Origin of the sequence: Amaricoccus sp. B4, from assembly GCF_043226085.1 — a bacterium.
GTDB lineage: Bacteria > Pseudomonadota > Alphaproteobacteria > Rhodobacterales > Rhodobacteraceae > Amaricoccus.
On sequence record NZ_CP171225.1, the window covers coordinates 3,383,924 to 3,399,311 of the forward strand.

At 66.8% G+C, this 15,388-nt stretch carries 17 protein-coding genes; 10 read left to right on the forward strand and 7 right to left on the reverse strand.

Annotated elements, in window-relative coordinates:
* Positions 1–68: 68 nt before the first annotated feature.
* The 4 genes from ACF66B_RS16275 to ACF66B_RS16290 all read left to right on the forward strand — a co-directional run bounded on the left by ACF66B_RS16275 (position 69) and on the right by ACF66B_RS16290 (position 2,943).
* The gene (locus ACF66B_RS16275; RefSeq protein WP_111429931.1) at positions 69–962 is read left to right on the forward strand and encodes a peptidylprolyl isomerase; all 894 of its coding nucleotides are present in this window, start codon (positions 69–71) and stop codon (positions 960–962) included.
* Between the two features lie 16 nt (positions 963–978).
* Positions 979–2,241 (forward strand): bifunctional glutamate N-acetyltransferase/amino-acid acetyltransferase ArgJ, encoded by a 1,263-nt coding sequence (argJ, locus tag ACF66B_RS16280; RefSeq protein WP_111429930.1) that lies wholly within the window; start codon positions 979–981, stop codon positions 2,239–2,241.
* Positions 2,238–2,636 carry a (deoxy)nucleoside triphosphate pyrophosphohydrolase gene (locus ACF66B_RS16285; protein ID WP_111429929.1) on the forward strand — a complete coding sequence of 133 codons (399 nt, stop codon included), beginning with the start codon at positions 2,238–2,240 and terminating at the stop codon, positions 2,634–2,636. Before argJ ends, ACF66B_RS16285 begins: the two co-directional genes overlap by 4 nt.
* Before the next feature lie 106 nt (positions 2,637–2,742).
* Positions 2,743–2,943: a hypothetical protein gene (locus ACF66B_RS16290; RefSeq protein WP_111429928.1), complete on the forward strand. Its 201-nt coding sequence runs from the start codon at positions 2,743–2,745 to the stop codon at positions 2,941–2,943.
* Between the two features lie 7 nt (positions 2,944–2,950).
* Here ACF66B_RS16290 and hemH read toward each other — a convergent pair whose 3' ends face one another.
* Positions 2,951–4,036, reverse strand: a complete 1,086-nt coding sequence (gene hemH / locus ACF66B_RS16295; RefSeq protein ID WP_111429927.1) for a ferrochelatase — start codon at positions 4,034–4,036, stop codon at positions 2,951–2,953.
* Positions 4,037–4,109: 73 nt separating this feature from the next.
* A complete protein-coding gene (locus ACF66B_RS16300; RefSeq protein WP_111429926.1) occupies positions 4,110–4,961 on the reverse strand; it encodes a methyltransferase domain-containing protein in 852 nt (283 codons plus the stop codon).
* Between ACF66B_RS16300 and ACF66B_RS16305 the strand changes: the two genes are divergently transcribed.
* Genes ACF66B_RS16305 through ACF66B_RS16320 form a run of 4 tightly spaced genes read left to right on the forward strand, consistent with a single transcriptional unit; the run spans position 4,960 to position 7,348 of the window.
* Positions 4,960–5,745: a ComF family protein gene (locus ACF66B_RS16305; RefSeq protein ID WP_392663298.1), complete on the forward strand. Its 786-nt coding sequence runs from the start codon at positions 4,960–4,962 to the stop codon at positions 5,743–5,745. The genes ACF66B_RS16300 and ACF66B_RS16305 overlap by 2 nt on opposite strands.
* Before the next feature lie 25 nt (positions 5,746–5,770).
* The gene (grxC, locus tag ACF66B_RS16310) at positions 5,771–6,028 is read left to right on the forward strand and encodes a glutaredoxin 3 (protein ID WP_111429924.1); all 258 of its coding nucleotides are present in this window, start codon (positions 5,771–5,773) and stop codon (positions 6,026–6,028) included.
* A 4-nt stretch (positions 6,029–6,032) separates the two neighbouring features.
* Positions 6,033–6,878, forward strand: coding sequence for a carbon-nitrogen hydrolase family protein (locus ACF66B_RS16315; protein ID WP_111429923.1), 846 nt, complete (start codon positions 6,033–6,035; stop codon positions 6,876–6,878).
* The gene (locus ACF66B_RS16320; RefSeq protein ID WP_111429922.1) at positions 6,875–7,348 is read left to right on the forward strand and encodes a MarR family transcriptional regulator; all 474 of its coding nucleotides are present in this window, start codon (positions 6,875–6,877) and stop codon (positions 7,346–7,348) included. Before ACF66B_RS16315 ends, ACF66B_RS16320 begins: the two co-directional genes overlap by 4 nt.
* A 4-nt stretch (positions 7,349–7,352) precedes the next feature.
* On the opposite strand, the gene ACF66B_RS16325 is transcribed toward ACF66B_RS16320, so the two are convergent.
* Together ACF66B_RS16325 and ubiG are read right to left on the reverse strand one after the other, a co-directional pair.
* On the reverse strand, positions 7,353–7,799 hold the full coding sequence (locus tag ACF66B_RS16325) for a hypothetical protein (protein ID WP_111429921.1): 447 nt from the start codon (positions 7,797–7,799) through the stop codon (positions 7,353–7,355).
* 115 nt (positions 7,800–7,914) lie between these two features.
* The gene (gene ubiG, locus ACF66B_RS16330) at positions 7,915–8,676 is read right to left on the reverse strand and encodes a bifunctional 2-polyprenyl-6-hydroxyphenol methylase/3-demethylubiquinol 3-O-methyltransferase UbiG (protein ID WP_392664885.1); all 762 of its coding nucleotides are present in this window, start codon (positions 8,674–8,676) and stop codon (positions 7,915–7,917) included.
* Positions 8,677–8,735: 59 nt separating this feature from the next.
* Here ubiG and pip point away from each other — a divergent pair, with 59 nt between their 5' ends.
* Positions 8,736–9,710 (forward strand): prolyl aminopeptidase, encoded by a 975-nt coding sequence (gene pip / locus ACF66B_RS16335; protein ID WP_111429919.1) that lies wholly within the window; start codon positions 8,736–8,738, stop codon positions 9,708–9,710.
* Positions 9,711–9,719: 9 nt separating this feature from the next.
* Here the strand turns inward: pip and ACF66B_RS16340 are convergent, their stop codons facing one another.
* Positions 9,720–10,070: a Gmad2 immunoglobulin-like domain-containing protein gene (locus ACF66B_RS16340; protein WP_111429918.1), complete on the reverse strand. Its 351-nt coding sequence runs from the start codon at positions 10,068–10,070 to the stop codon at positions 9,720–9,722.
* Positions 10,071–10,129: 59 nt separating this feature from the next.
* The gene (locus ACF66B_RS16345; RefSeq protein WP_392664888.1) at positions 10,130–11,341 is read right to left on the reverse strand and encodes a glycosyltransferase; all 1,212 of its coding nucleotides are present in this window, start codon (positions 11,339–11,341) and stop codon (positions 10,130–10,132) included.
* A gap of 349 nt (positions 11,342–11,690) precedes the next feature.
* Here ACF66B_RS16345 and ACF66B_RS16350 point away from each other — a divergent pair, with 349 nt between their 5' ends.
* On the forward strand, positions 11,691–13,130 hold the full coding sequence (locus ACF66B_RS16350; RefSeq protein WP_111429916.1) for a calcium-binding protein: 1,440 nt from the start codon (positions 11,691–11,693) through the stop codon (positions 13,128–13,130).
* A 157-nt stretch (positions 13,131–13,287) separates the two neighbouring features.
* On the opposite strand, the gene rpoD is transcribed toward ACF66B_RS16350, so the two are convergent.
* A complete protein-coding gene (rpoD, locus tag ACF66B_RS16355) occupies positions 13,288–15,339 on the reverse strand; it encodes an RNA polymerase sigma factor RpoD (protein ID WP_111429915.1) in 2,052 nt (683 codons plus the stop codon).
* Between the last annotated feature and the right edge of the window lie 49 nt (positions 15,340–15,388).

The following is a 15,388-nucleotide window of genomic DNA, read 5'->3' on the forward strand; positions in this document are numbered from 1 at the left end:
CGGGTGCGGCGGCCAGCAGTTCCAGGACGTGCCGGCAGGAGCGCGGCACGCGTTATGCGGAGAACTTCATGCGCAGTCTACTCACCGCAACGGCTCTTGCCGGGCTGATCCTCTCTACACCTGTCTATGCCCAGGATCAGCAGGAGCCCGCCGCGGACGCGACGGAGGCCGCGGCCAACTATGATGCTACGACGGTGCTCGCCACGGTGAATGGGACCGAGATCACGCTCGGCCATCTCATCCTGCTGCGCAGCCGGCTTCCGCAGCAGTTCCAGCAGATTCCCGCCGACGTTCTCTTCCCGAACCTGCTCAACCAGATGATCGACCAGACGCTGCTGGCCGATACCGAGTCGACCTCGCAGGACGACGATCCGCTCGACATCCGGCTCCTGCTCGAGAACGAGCGTCGCGGCTCGCTCGCCAATCTCGCGGTGCAGGGCATCATCTCCGAGCCGCTCGACGAAGCCGCGGTGCAGGCCGCCTATGACGAGCAGTTCGCCGATTTCGAGCCGGAGCCCGAATACCGCGCGGCGCATATCCTCGTCGACAGCGAGGACAAGGCGAAGGAGCTTCTGGCGCAGATCAACGATGGCGCCGATTTCGCCGAGGTCGCCAAGGAAAACTCGACCGACGGCTCCGCCGCGCAGGGTGGCGAGCTTGGCTGGTTCGGCCTCGGCCGGATGGTGCCGGAGTTCGAAGAGGCCGTGGTGGCGATGAAGCCCGGCGACGTTGCAGGCCCGGTCCAGACCCAGTTCGGCTGGCACCTGATCAAGCTCGAGGAAACCCGCGACTCGACGGCGCCGACGCTCGAGGAGGTCCGGCCGCAGATCGAGGACCAGATCCGGCAGCAGCAGGTGCAGGACGCGATCGCCGAGCTGCGTGACGGCGCCGAGATCGACACGCCCGACACCGGTGTTCCGCCGTCGGCGCTCGACGACGAAGGGCTGGTCTCCGGCCAGTAGGCGGAGGCGCGCGTCGATGAGCGGCAAGGGTCCCGTTTCCCCTCTCGCGCCGAAGGGCGGGTTTCCCGCCCTTCCGGCGATCCCCGGCGTGCGCTTCGCGGCGGCACGCGCGGGTGTCCGCTACCAGGGCCGGCTCGATGTGATGCTGGCCGAGGTCTGTTCCGGCGCGGCCGTCGCCGGGGCCTTCACCCGTTCGGCGACCCGCTCCGCCCCGGTGCTCTGGTGCGAGGAGGTGCTGGCGCGCCTCGAGAGCCAGGGTGCGGGCGAGGGCGGCTTCGCGATCGTGGTGAACTCGGGCAATGCCAATGCCTTCACCGGCAGCGCCGGCCGCGGCGCGGTGGATGTGACCGTGGCCGAAACGGCACGGGTGCTGGGCGTGCCGGAGCCGCATGTCTTCATCGCCTCGACCGGGGTGATCGGCGAGCCGTTGCCGGCCGCGCGGATCACCGCCGTGCTCGACGAGCTCCGCGACGGGCTCGCGGAAGACGCCGCCGAGCTGGCCGCGCGGGCGATCATGACGACCGACACCTTCCCGAAGGGCGCGACCGCACGGGTCGAACTCGACGGGGTGCCCGTCAGCATCACCGGCTTCGCCAAGGGCTCGGGCATGATCGCGCCCGACATGGCGACCATGCTCGTCTTCATCTTCACCGATGCAGACATCGCGCCGGCGCTGTTGCAGGACGCGGTGACCGACATCACGCCGCGCACCTTCAACGCGATCACCGTCGATGGCGACACCTCGACATCCGACACGCTGCTCGTCGCGGCGACGGGGAAGGCGGCGATGGAGCGCATTGCCTCGCCCGCCGATCCGCGCCTCGATGCTTTCAGCGCAGCCCTCGAGGAAGTCATGCGCGATCTGGCGCATCAGGTGGTGCGCGACGGCGAGGGGGCGACGAAGTTCGTCGAGATCCAGGTGAGCGGTGCAGCCTCCGATGCGGATGCCCACCGGGTCGGCATGTCGATCGCCAATTCACCGCTGGTGAAGACCGCGATTGCGGGCGAGGATCCGAACTGGGGCCGCATCGTCGCGGCGATCGGCAAGTCCGGCGCCGAAGCCGACCGTGACCTGCTCTCGATCCGCTTCGGCGACATCCCCGTCGCGGAGCAGGGCTGGGTGCATCCCGGCTATGCCGAGGCGTCAGGCGCGGCCTACATGAAGCGCGAGGAGATCGTGATCGGGGTCGATCTCGGCATCGGCTCGGGCAAGGCGACGGTCTGGACCTGCGATCTCACCCATCGCTACATCGAGATCAACGCGGACTACCGCTCGTGACACTCGTCCTCGTTGTTGCAGTTGCGCTCGTCGATCCCGACGGGCGCATCCTGCTGGCCCGCCGCCCGGAGGGCAAGGCCATGGCGGGATTGTGGGAATTTCCCGGGGGCAAGGTCGAATCGGGCGAGTCGCCCGAGGCGGCGCTGATTCGCGAGCTCCATGAGGAACTTGGCATCGAGACGTGGAAAAGTTGCCTGGCTCCCCTCACATTCGCGAGCCACGCGTATGACGATTTTCACCTGCTGATGCCGCTTTACGTCTGCCGCCGCTGGGAGGGAATTCCGCAACCGAGGGTGCATTCTGCGTTGAAATGGGTTAAAATCGAGGACATTAACCGTTTTCCCATGCCGGCCGCTGATTTGCCGCTTTTGCCAATGTTGCGCGATTTGCTCTAAAAAATTTCGATTATTTTAATTCATACCTTTTATTAAGTGACACACCCGCTTGGGGCCGGTATGGTGACGGTCCCTTCAGAGCAAAAAAACACGGGTGGAGAAGAACATGTATCAGACGATCCAGTTGTCCAGTTGCGTTTCGGTTCATGGCGAGTTCGTGGAAGCTCTCCGCAATGGCGAAGTCATTGTGCGCGACGGCAAAACCGTTTACCGGGGTCGTCCGATCGGAAAGGCTGTCGCTCTGCGTCGCAATCCTGCCGAGGTGTCCCGCACCGTAAAGATGGCAGAATTCGCGATGACGCGCTGACGGCCTTCTAGCCGACCGACGTCATCCACCCCGCCAATTCCTTTTCGAGGACAGCCATCATCATGTCGATGTGGCTGTCCTCTGCATTCAGGCAGGGGATATAGGCGAAATCCTCGCCGCCCGCCGCGACGAAACTCTCGCGGATCTCCTCGCGGATCTCCTCCAGGGTCTCCACGCAATCGCTCGAGAAGGCCGGCGCCATGATCGCAATGCGCTTCTTGCCGGTCTTCGCCAAGCGGGCGACCTCTTCCACCGTATAGGGCTGGAGCCATTCCTCTTTGCCGAAGCGGGACTGGAAGGTCAGCACGACCTCGTCCTTGCCGAACCCAAGCCGCTCGCGCAGGAGCCGCGTCGTCTTCTGGCAGTGGCAATGGTAGGGATCGCCCTCGGTCAGATAGCGAACCGGCATGCCATGATAGCTCGTGACGAGCACGTCCGGGCGTTGGGGCAGGCGCGCATAGACCTGCTCGACGCTCTGCGCCAGCGCCTCGATGTAGAGCGGGTGGTCGTAATAGGCCGGGACGGTGCGGATCGAGGGCTGCCAGCGGAGCTTCATCAGCGCACGGAACGCTTTGTCATTCGCGGTGGCGGTCGTGGTCGCCGAATACTGCGGGTAGAGCGGGAAGAACACGATCCGTTCGCAACCCTGGGCGCGCAGCCGCTCGATCACCGAGGCGGTCGAGGGGTTGCCGTAGCGCATGGCGAAATCGACGATCACGCGATCGCCATAGAGGGCGGCCATCCGGGCGGCGACGGCTTCGGCCTGGTCGCGGGTGGTGGTGCGCAGCGGGCTCTCGTCGCGCGCCTCGTTCCAGATGCTGCGATAGGCCTCGCCCGAGCTGAACGGGCGCTTGGACAGGATCACGAGCTGAAGGAGCGGCTGCCAGAAGAAGGGCGAGTAGTCGATGACCCGGCGGTCGGAGAGGAACTCCGACAGGTAGCGGCGCATCGACCAGTAGTCCGTCGCGTCCGGCGTGCCGAGGTTCGAGAGAACGACGCCGACCTTCGGCTGCGGCAGGACGGGATGGTCGGGCGTGCTGTGGGCGAGGCGGCCTTCGCCCGGCTGATCGGTCTCGATGACGGTATCTTTCATGCTGGGCTAGCGGCTCTTTCGCGCGTCGGGGCGCTGTTGGAGATAGGGGCGGAGTGCGGCAGATCAAGGCGCCTCACGGGTCGTGGTCTCTTTCCGTCTCCCGCTCGGCGGTCTCCAGCGCGTCGGAGAGGCGCTGGACGGCGCTTCCCGGGCGGAGCGGTTTCTGCTGGCCGGGATCGGGCGCCCAGCCGGTGAGGAAGACGAGCTCGAAGGTTGCTCGCACCCGACCGTCGGACATCGCGAATTCGGCGCCGTAGAGCGTGCAGGCCCGTGCGAGCAACGCCCGTGACATCGGTTTGCGCAGCCGGTCGGCCATCACGTTGGTCTCGCCCATGGCGCGCAGGTCACGCATGAGGTGGAGCGGCGTCTCGTAGCTCACGTCGAGCCGCACGCCGTCGGCGACCGGAAGGGCGAGGCCTGCCCGTTGCAGGAGCCCGCCGAGCGCACGGATCTCGCCCATCGGCGCGACGCGCGGGCTGATGCCTCCGGAGACCTCCGCCTCGGCTTCGGCAAGGGCGGCGCGCAGCTCGGAGAGCGTGTCGCCGCCGAAGAGCACCGCGATCAGGAGGCCGTCGGGCCGCAGGGCGCGGCGCGCCTGGATCAGCTGGCCGACGGGATCGTTGGCCCAGTGCAGGCAGAGCCCGTGGATCACGAGGTCATGGGCGCCGGGCGCAAGCTCGAGCACGTCCGCGTCGGGTACGGTGCGGATCTCGCCGAGGCCGTTCGGGGCGAGCGTTTCGCACCAGATCTCCGGGCGCGGGGTGACGAGGGCGGCGGCCTGAAACCTCCTGTTAACCTCGAAGAGCCTTTCTGAGATTTCCCCGGCCGCCGCGGCGTGCAGGAAATCCGCAGGCCCGGTGGCGCGGGCACGTGCACGGCGGCGGGTGAGGAGGCCGGAATCGAAGAGGCGCGGCGTATCGGACATGGCAAGCAGCGTTATCACAGTCCTCCGGAGGGGCAAGGCCACGATGCGCCGCACGGTGGTCCCGCCGCTCCTTGACACGATCTATCCCCCGCGCTGCCTCGCCTGCACCGAGTTCACCGACAGTGCCCACGGGCTTTGCTCCAGCTGCTGGCGCGAGACGCATTTCATCGCCGGCTCGGCCTGCGCGTGCTGCGGCGTGCCGCTCGTCGGTGTGGCGGTGGAGGGCGATGTCTGCGACAGCTGCCAGCGCCATCCGCCGGCCTGGGACCGGGGGGCTGCGGCGATGCTCTATCACGGGGCGGGGCGGCGCATGGTGCTCGCGCTCAAGCATGCCGACCGGCTCGACATGGTGCCGGCGCTCGCGCGCTGGATGGCGGCGGCGGGGCGCGACATTCTCGCCGGAACCGATCTCGTCGTGCCCGTGCCGCTCCACTGGCGCCGGCTGCTGGGGCGGCGCTACAACCAGTCGGCGGAGCTCGCGCGCGCGATCGCGCGGCAGTCGGGGCGGCGGGCGGTGCCGGATCTGCTCCAGCGCCGCCGCGCGACCACGGCCCAGAAACAGATGGATCGTGCGGCGCGGGCAGCGAACCAGTCGGGCGCGATCGCGGTCCATCCGCGCCGCGCCGCCCTGATCCGGGGCAGCGCCGTCACGGTGATCGACGATGTTCTGACCACGGGCGCGACGCTCTCGGCCTGCACCGAGGCGCTGCGTGCGGCAGGCGCCGCGCGGGTCGATGTACTGGTGCTCTGCCGCGTTGCATTCGGTGAGTCGCGGGACGTATAATCAAGTCTCGTCAGAGGGAGTGCATATGAAACCGGTCACGATCTACACGACGCCGACCTGCGGATACTGCATGGCAGCAAAACGGTTGCTTGCCCGCAAGGGCGTGCCCTTTACCGAGATCGATGTCGCGGGCGACCCGGAGCTGCGGCGCGAGATGATGGAGCGCGCCTCCGGCGGCTACACCGTACCGCAGATCTTTGTCGGCGAAACCCATGTCGGCGGGTTCGACGAGATGTATGCACTCGACCGGATGGGCAAGCTCGATCCGCTGCTCGCGGCCTGAGACGATGCGCGCTGCCCTGCTCCAGCTTCGCTCCGGCGACGATCCGGCGGTGAACCTCGCCGTGACCGAGGCGCTGCTGCGCGAGGCGGCGAGCGGGGGTGCGACCTTCGTCGCGACGCCCGAATGCACCAACATGGTGAGCTTTTCCCGCGAGCTGCAGGCCGAGCGGCTGAGGATCGAGGCCGAGGACCCGACGCTCATGCGGCTTTCGGCCGTGGCGGCGGAGCTGGGCATCTGGCTCCTCATCGGCAGCCTCTGCCTGCGCGGCGGGCCGGAGCCCGAGGCGCGCTTCGTCAACCGCTCGCTTCTCGTCGGCCCCGATGGCCGTGTCCATGCCCGCTACGACAAGATCCACATGTTCGATGTCGAGCTTCCCGGCGGCGAGAGCTATCGGGAATCGGCGGCCTATCGCCCCGGCACGGCGGCGGTGCTGGCGCGGGCCGGGGCGGAGGCGGTCGGCATGACGATCTGCTACGACCTGCGTTTCCCGCATCTCTACCGCGATCTCGCGAAGGCGGGGGCGCGGATGCTCACGGTGCCCGCGGCCTTCACCGTGCCGACAGGCCGGGCGCACTGGCATGTGCTGCTCCGGGCGCGGGCGATCGAGACGGGGGCCTTCGTGCTGGCGCCCTCCCAGTGCGGCACCCATCCGGCGAGCCGGGGCAAGGCGCGCGAGACCTACGGCCATTCTCTGGCCGTCTCGCCCTGGGGCGAGGTGCTGGCGGACGGAGGCGAGGCGCCGGAGACGGTGGTCTATGCCGATCTCGATTTCGGGCTCGTCGAGAAGGCGCGGGCCCGGATTCCCGCGCTCACCCATGACCGGCCCTATGCGCCGGTCCGGGTGACATGAGCACGCGGCCGCCCGGCGATCCCTTTGTCATCGCGCTCTTCAGCGAAATCGTGATGATCGAACAGCTCGCGCGTATCCGCATCAGCCGGGCGATGCCGAAGGGCATGGAGCTGTCGCATTTCATGGTGCTCAACCATTTCTCGCGCCTCGGCGGCGAGAAGACGCCGGGCCAGCTCGCCCGGATCTTCCATGTGACGAAGGGGGCGATGACCAACACCGTGCGCAAGCTCGACGAGGCGGGCTATGTGCATGTGCGGCCCGACTGGGATGACGCCCGGCGCAAGTGGGTCGGGATCAGCCCGGCGGGCCAGGCCGCCCGCGACCGTGCGGTTCGCGAGATCACGCCGGTTCTGGACGAGCTTCTGGCCGGGGTCCGCAACGACGAACTCCGCCGGGCCTTGCCGATCCTCAGAGCGATCCGGCAGAGCTTCGGCGGCGAGACGGCGGCGGACGTGCAGGCGCCGCGCTGATACTTCAGATGAAGGCGTCGAGTTCCGGTTCGGTGTCCGGCGGGGCCTCGCGGCCGCGCGCATAGCCCTCGGCCGCGGCCGAGCTCTCCTTCGCCTGCTCGCTCTCCCGTGGCGGCGGCGCCGTGGCGGCCTCGGCCGTCTCCCGGCCTCCGCCCGCGTCTGGAATCTCCTCTGCCTGTTCGGCGTGGCGCTCGGATTCGCGCCGGATCTCGTCGGCGGCGATTTCCTCGGCCGCCTGCTGCTCGAGCATCTCGAGCACGACCGGTACGAAGTTGAGAACCCCCGTCGGCAGTCGGTCCGGCAGCACTTCGGCATCGGTGCCGCGCGCCGTAAAGCTGCTCTGTGATGCCACCGGCGTCACGCCATGTGTATCGGCGACCCTCATGAATTCACCGAGCGCTCGCGTCGGTTCGATCAGAAGGGACGTCGTGTTGTAAAGCCCGCCAATCATGGCTGCACTCCCTATCCACCCGGTCGCGAGTGTAGTCCCGGAAGTAAGCGATTCCTTTAAGAGAGGATGTCCGCGGCACATTCAATGCCGCGGAATTTCCGAAAATGCCGCGGGTTCAGGCGGCCGGGGCGTCGGCCGGTTTCACGCTCGCGGTGACGTAATTGACCGAGAGGTCGCGGTCCGAGAGCCGCCAGCTCCACGAGATCGGATTGAAGACCATGCCCTTGCGGTCCACCGGATCGAGGCCCGCGCGGGTCAGCAGGTCGAAGAGCTCGTCGGGGGTGATGAACTTCCGCCAGTCATGCGTGCCCTTCGGCAGCCAGCGCATCACGTGCTCAGCGCCGATGATTGCCATGGCGTAGCTCTTGGGGTTGCGGTTGAGGGTCGAGCAGATCATCAGCCCGCCGGGTTTCAGCAACGTCTGGCAGGTGGTGAGGAACGCCGCCGGGTCGGCCACATGCTCGACGACCTCCATGTTGAGCACCACGTCGAAGCGCTCACCGGCCTCCGCGAGCGCCTCGGCCGTGGTGTGGCGGTAGTCGATCTCGAGCCCGGACTGTTCGGCATGAAGGCGCGCCACCGGGATGTTGCGTTCGGCGGCATCGGCCCCGACGACGGTCGCGCCGCGGCGGGCCATCGGCTCGGCCAGCAGCCCGCCGCCGCAGCCGATGTCGAGCAGCCGGAGCCCTTCGAAGGGCGCGCGCGCCTTCAGGTCACGGCCGAATTCCGCCGCAATCTGGTCGGTGATATAATCCAGGCGGCAGGGGTTGAGCATGTGGAGAGGCTTGAACTTGCCGTTGGGGTCCCACCATTCCGAGGCCATGGCCTCGAACTTGGCGACTTCGCCGGCATCGACGGAGGTGGTGGTGTCATGCATTGCGCTCATGGGTCCGGTCTGCGATTGTGCGGCGGTTTTCAGGGATACATAGTCCAGGCATGAAGGAAAACCCGAACCAGAGCGGCGCCGGCCCGCGTGGGGGACTCTACCCCCCCATCGAGCCCTTCCGCCAGCAGATCCTCGACATGCCGGGCGGCCACCGGATCTACGTCGAGCAATGCGGCAATCCCGACGGCGTTCCCGTGGTCGTGCTGCACGGCGGCCCGGGCGGCGGCTGCTCACCCGGCATGCGGCGCTTCTTCGATCCGAAGCACTATCGTGTGGTGCTGTTCGACCAGCGCGGCTGCGGCCGGTCGCAGCCGACGGCCTCGGTCGAGAACAACACCACCTGGGATCTCGTCGCGGACATCGAGCGCATCCGCATCGAACTCGGCGTCGGGAGCTGGATCGTCTTCGGCGGCTCCTGGGGGGCCTGCCTCGCACTCATCTACGCCCAGACCCATCCCGATCGCGTGACCAATCTCGTGCTGCGCGGCATCTTCACCATGACCCAAGGCGAGCTCGACTGGTTCTATGGCGGTGGCGCGGGGCAATTCTGGCCCGATCAGTGGCGGGCGTTTTCCCAGATGGTGCCGCCCGACGAGCGGGGCGATCTCGTCACCGCCTATCACAGCCGCCTGTTCTCGGCGGACGAGGGCGAGCAGATCCGCTTTGCCCGCGCCTGGGCGGGCTGGGAAAGCGCGCTGGCGGTGCTTGATCCCGGCGAGGCGCGCGGAAGCCCCTCGGGGCAGTATGCCCGCGCCTTTGCCCGGCTCGAGAACCACTATTTCATCAACGCGGGCTTTCTCGAGACCGATGGCCAGATCCTGCTCAACATGGAGCGGATCGCGCATATTCCCGGCCATATCGTGCAGGGCCGCTATGACATGGTCTGTCCGCCGCATACCGCGCACACGCTCCACCATCTCTGGCCCGCCTCCGCGCTTCACATGGTGGCGACGGCAGGGCATGCGCTTTCCGAGCCCGGCATAAGCGCGCAGCTCGTCGCGATCATGGACAGGCTGCGCGGCTGACGACGCGGCTCACGGCAGCAGGACGAGGGGCAGGACCGTGCGGCCGGGCGGGAAGCCCTCGCCTTCCGAGACGTCCTCCTCGTAGACCTCGAGATGGCCGATCTGCTCTTCGGCGATGGTGAAGGCGACGCTGAAACTGAAGGGCGCCGGGCCGTCGACCCCGCCGCCCGCGCCATGGCCTTCGGCCAGCACCGTGCCGTCCCGACCGAGCAGCCGCCAGTTCACGGTGCTCTCGAAGGTGCGGGAGCAGCCGGAGACCTCGAAGCCCGAGGCGACCCGGTCGCCCACCCGCGGCGTTTCGGCAAAGACGAAGGCCGCATCGCGGAGCGCGCCGTCATCGGCCGCGCACCGCTCCGGCATCTCGGCCGCCGCGGGCGTGGCTGCTGCGAGGAAGAGCGCGGCGAGGGCGCGCCGGCCGCTCAGGGCTGGCCCTCGACCTGCGGCTCGGGCAGGGGCACGACCACGGGAAAGAGCTTGGCGTTCTCCTCGACCCGCATCCGTCCGTTCCGGAGCGGGATGCCGGCGAGCGCCGCCTCGTAGCGGGCGTGGCAGTATTCGGCCGAAAGCCGCTGGCGGTCCCGGAACGAGGCGGCGGCCCTGCGGCGCAGCGTCTCCGGATGCGCAAGATGGTCCTGCATCGCCCGGGCGAGCGCCTGCGGGTCTTCCACCGGCACCAGCGCGCCATAGCGCCCGTGGTCGAGGATTTCCGCCGGGCCGTAGTTGCAGGTCGTCGAGATCACCGGAATGCCGAGCGCGCAGCCCTCGGTCGTGCTGAGGGGGAAACCCTCGAAGCGCGAGGAGGTGACGAGTCCGGCGGAGCGTGCGAGGATCGGGAAGGGATTTTCGACATAGCCGAGGAAGTGCACGGTATCCGCAACGCCGAGCGCCGCGGCCTTCGCCTGTAGCGCGGCGCGATCCGGGCCTTCGCCGATGATGGCGATCGCATGGCGCTCCACACCCTGCGCGAGCAGCCGGGCGTGGGCCTCGATCAGCAGGTCGAACCCCTTCTGCCAGACGAGGCGGCCGAGCGCGGTGAAGCAGGGGAGGTCGGGCAGGGCAGTGCCTTCGGGCAGCGGTTCGGCGGCGAGGCGGTCGATCCGGGCGAGATCGACGCCGTTCTGGATCGCGATGATGTGGTCCGCGCGATCCGGCAGGTCGCGGGCGAGGCGTTCGCGAATGCCACCGCTCACGCAGATGATGAGATCCGCCTTGCGGTAGCAGGCGAGCGTCTGTTCCTTGGTCCAGGGTTGGCGGCGGCCCGGCGCTGAGAACTTGTTGTCGAGATCGATATGGACGACACAGCAGATGGGGATGTTGCGGCGCCGGGCGATGTCGAAGGCTGCGGTGAAGGTGACGCCCCAGTCGTCGGGCATGATGATGAGGTCGGCATCGCGCATCCCGTGCTCGAGCATCCGGTTGCGCTGCCGCGAAACGAGACGTCTGCCAAGGCCAAGCGGCAGCCGACCGAGGCCCCTAACGTAGGGCTCCCGAATTTCGACATCCGATTTCGGACGCGTCTGATACTCGCCAAAGTAGTTGATCACGCGAGTTCGGAAGTGTTCCGACGTTTCCAGGTGATCAACAAGATCAAGCGTCGCGAGCACGCCGCCATTTCGGGAAAAGGCGCGCATCGGCACGCAGATCAACGGTTTTTTGTATGGCACGGTACTTTACCGAGATGACCGGACTCAAGAAGCGGTTTGCTTTTACTCAAGTCACGAAGCTTCTGTCAGTTCAACTTAAATATTTTTCATCCGCCACTTCCCGCCGAAGGCGTGGCGGAAATGCTCCTGCGAGGGCTCTATCCGAGGCTGGTCTCGCATGTGCGGCGTATTCGCCTGCAATGCCGCAATTAAGCAAGTTACCACGCCGCGCTTGGTTAATGCGGCATGCCTCGCCTTTAAGTCACATTCGAAGGGAATCCGGGGAGGCCGTGCGTATTTGAGGCTGGCTTTCCGGTGAATTGGGTGGGGAAGCCGAATGTCTTACATCAAGGTCTTTACGCCGTTCGACATGAGCGACGCGGTGGTCTGGACGGGAGAGGTCGTGAAGGCGACCGCCGATACTCTCATAATTTCCGATGGCTCGCGCACCGCGCGCTATGACGGCGTCTTTGAATATGACGCCGATGGCAACGCGACGGGCACGATCCAGAAATACACCTATTTCGAGGATGGCGAGCTGCAGATTCGCCTCAAGGGGCTGGCGGTCGATGCCGCAGCCTATGGCGCGCTCTTCAACGATGGCGACGCCTATGGCATCTACGAGCTCCTGTTCGCGGGAAAGGACAATGTCGTCGGGTCGGATGGGGCGGATATCTTCTGGACCTATGGCGGTTCGGACAATCTCGATGGCGGCGCCGGATCCGACATGATCGACGGCATGGCTGGCAACGACACGATCCGCGGCGGGCTTGGCGCCGACAGCCTCTATGGCGGCGCCGGACGGGATGTTCTCTTTGGCGATGACGGAAACGATTTCCTGCATGGCGGCGTCGGAGCGGACCGCATGCTCGGCGGGCTGGGTGATGACCGCTATGTCGTCGACAACGTCAAGGATGTCGTGGTCGAAGGCGTGAATCAGGGCAACGATCTGGTCAGGGCCAGCGTCGACCATGCGTTGGGCGCGAATGTGGAGCAGCTTGTCCTGGCCGGGACGGCGGCGCTCCGCGGTACCGGCAATGAGCTTGACAATGTGCTCACCGGCAATGCGGGCAACAATGTGCTTCGCGGTGGTTCGGGCGAGGACACGCTCGCGGGTGGTGCCGGCAACGATTTCCTCAATGGCGGCGAGGATGCGGACCGTATGGTCGGCGGCGCCGGCAATGACCGCTTCGTCGTCGACAATGCCGGAGACGTCGTCGTCGAGGCCAGGGGGCAGGGCAATGATCTCGTGTCGGCGAGCGTCGATTTCACGCTCGGCGCCAATATCGAGCGCCTCGTGCTGACCGGAGGTGGGGATCTCGAGGGGCGCGGCAACGGCCTGGCCAACAGCCTCACCGGCAATGCCGGAGACAATATCCTGCGCGGCGGGGCGGGGGCCGATACCATGCTGGGCGGCGGCGGCGCGGATCGCCTCTTCGGCGGCGCGGGTGCCGACCAGATGACCGGCAATGCTGGCGCCGATCTCTTCGTCTTCCGTTCGGCCGCCGAAACGCCGCGCAGTGCAGGCCATGACGTGATCACGGATTTCGAGGCCGGGCTCGACCGGCTGCATCTTGCGGGTATCGATGCCGATATCACCAGCGCTGGAAATCAGGCCTTTGAGTTCATCGGAAGCGACGTGTTCTCGGGTACGGCGGGCGAACTCCGCTACGGCTATCACAGCGTTTTCGGGGATGTGGATGGCGACGGCAGTGCCGATTTCCAGATTGAGATCGGTAGCGGCCTGACCCTCACCACGGATGATTTCATCCTCTGACGCGCTGGTCCTGGCGCCGGTTGATCCCGGCGCCGGGGACCTCCCTGCCAAGCGGGGCACGAGCCGCGACCCGTAGGTCATGACGCCTGCGCCCCCGGCGATGTCGCCGGGGGCGCAGGCATTTCGGTCTCCAATCGCGTGACGCGGCGCGGCCGCGCTACTGGTCGAGGAAGCTCCGGAGCTTGCGCGACCGGCTCGGGTGCTTGAGCTTGCGGAGCGCCTTGGCCTCGATCTGGCGAATGCGCTCGCGGGTGACGCTGAACTGCTGGCCGACTTCCTCGAGCGTGTGGTCGGTGTTCATGCCGATGCCGAAGCGCATGCGCAGCACGCGCTCCTCGCGCGGGGTGAGCGAGGCGAGCACCCGGGTGGTGGTTTCCTTGAGATTGAGCTGGATCGCGCTGTCGAGCGGCAGGATCGCGTTCTTGTCCTCGATGAAATCGCCAAGCTGGCTGTCCTCCTCATCGCCGATCGGCGTTTCGAGCGAGATCGGCTCCTTGGCGATCTTCATCACCTTGCGAACCTTCTCGAGCGGCATCTGCAGCTTTTCGGCCAGCTCCTCCGGCGTCGGCTCCCGGCCGATCTCGTGCAGCATCTGCCGGCCGGTGCGCACGAGCTTGTTGATCGTCTCGATCATGTGGACCGGGATGCGGATCGTGCGGGCCTGGTCGGCGATGGACCGGGTGATCGCCTGCCGGATCCACCAGGTCGCGTAGGTCGAGAACTTGTAGCCGCGGCGATACTCGAACTTGTCCACCGCCTTCATCAGGCCGATGTTGCCTTCCTGGATCAGGTCGAGGAACTGCAGGCCGCGGTTGGTGTATTTCTTCGCGATCGAGATCACGAGGCGGAGGTTCGCCTCGACCATTTCCTTCTTGGCGATCCGGGCTTCCTTCTCGCCCTTCTGCACCTGGTTCACGATGCGGCGGAATTCGGAGATGTCGAGGCCGACATACTGACCGATCTCCGCCATCTCGCCGCGGATCTGATCGACCTTGTCGGCATAGCGAGAGGTGAGCTGGTCCCACCCGCGCGAGGATTTCCGGGACACGCGCTCGAGCCAGCCCGGCTCAAGTTCGGAGCCGCGGTATTCCTGGATGAATTCCTGGCGGTTGATGCGGGCCTGGTCGGCGATCTTCACCATGCCGCCGTCAAGCGACATGATCTTGCGGTTGATGCCGTAGAGCTGGTCGACTAGGGCCTCGATGCGGTTGTTGTGGAGGTGCATCGAGTTCACCAGCTCGACGATTTCGCCGCGCAGGCGCTGGTATTCGCGCTCCTGGGCCGAGGTGTAGCTCTCGCCCTGGTTCAGCGTCGCGGAAATGCGCTCGTCCTGCATCTCGGCAAGGCGGGCATAATCGGTCGCGATGCGGTCGAGGGTCTCGAGGACCTGCGGCTTCAGCGCCGCCTCCATCGCCGCGAGCGAGAGGTTGCCCTGATCCTCGTCCTCGTCGTCCTCGGGCTCGGCGCCACCTTCGCCCGCCTCGTCGTCGCCATCCTGTCCGTCCGGCGCCGCAGCTTTCGGTGCTGGCGCCGCAGCGGGCGCCGGGCGGGCGGGGGCGTCCTCACTCGGCTTGGCGTCCTGCAGTGCGGAGAGTACGCTTTCGTCCACACCCTCCTCGTCGTCGGCCTCCATCTGCGAGCCGAAGGTCGTCTCGAGATCGATCACGTCGCGCAGCATGATCGCCTCGTCGAGGAGCTCGTCTCGCCAGATCGTGATGGCGTGGAAGGTGAGCGGGCTCTCGCAGAGCCCCGCGATCATCGTGTTGCGGCCGGCCTCGATGCGCTTGGCGATGGCGATCTCGCCTTCGCGCGACAAGAGCTCCACCGAGCCCATCTCGCGCAGATACATCCGGACCGGGTCGTCCGTCCTGTCGAGGTTCTCGTTCGACGTGCTGGAGACGGTGAGCTCGCGCGAGGTGCTCTCGCCCGCATCCGAGGCCTCGCCGCCGGCGTCGCCTTCGTCCTCGCTCTCTTCGTTGTCGATGACATTGATGCCCATCTCGGAGAGCATCGCCATCACATCCTCGATCTGCTCCGAGGTGACCTGTTCGGGAGGCAGGACCTGATTGAGTTCGTCATAGGTGATGTAGCCGCGCGCCCTGGCCTGGCCGATCATCTTCTTGACCGCGGCCTGGCTCATGTCGAGCATCGGGCCGGTGGCTTCGGAATTCTCTTCAGGTTTCTTCTGCTCGGCGTCTTTGGCGGCCATGGGCGACTCCGTATCTCCCCGAACGTTTCGCCGATTCGGGATCAGTGGC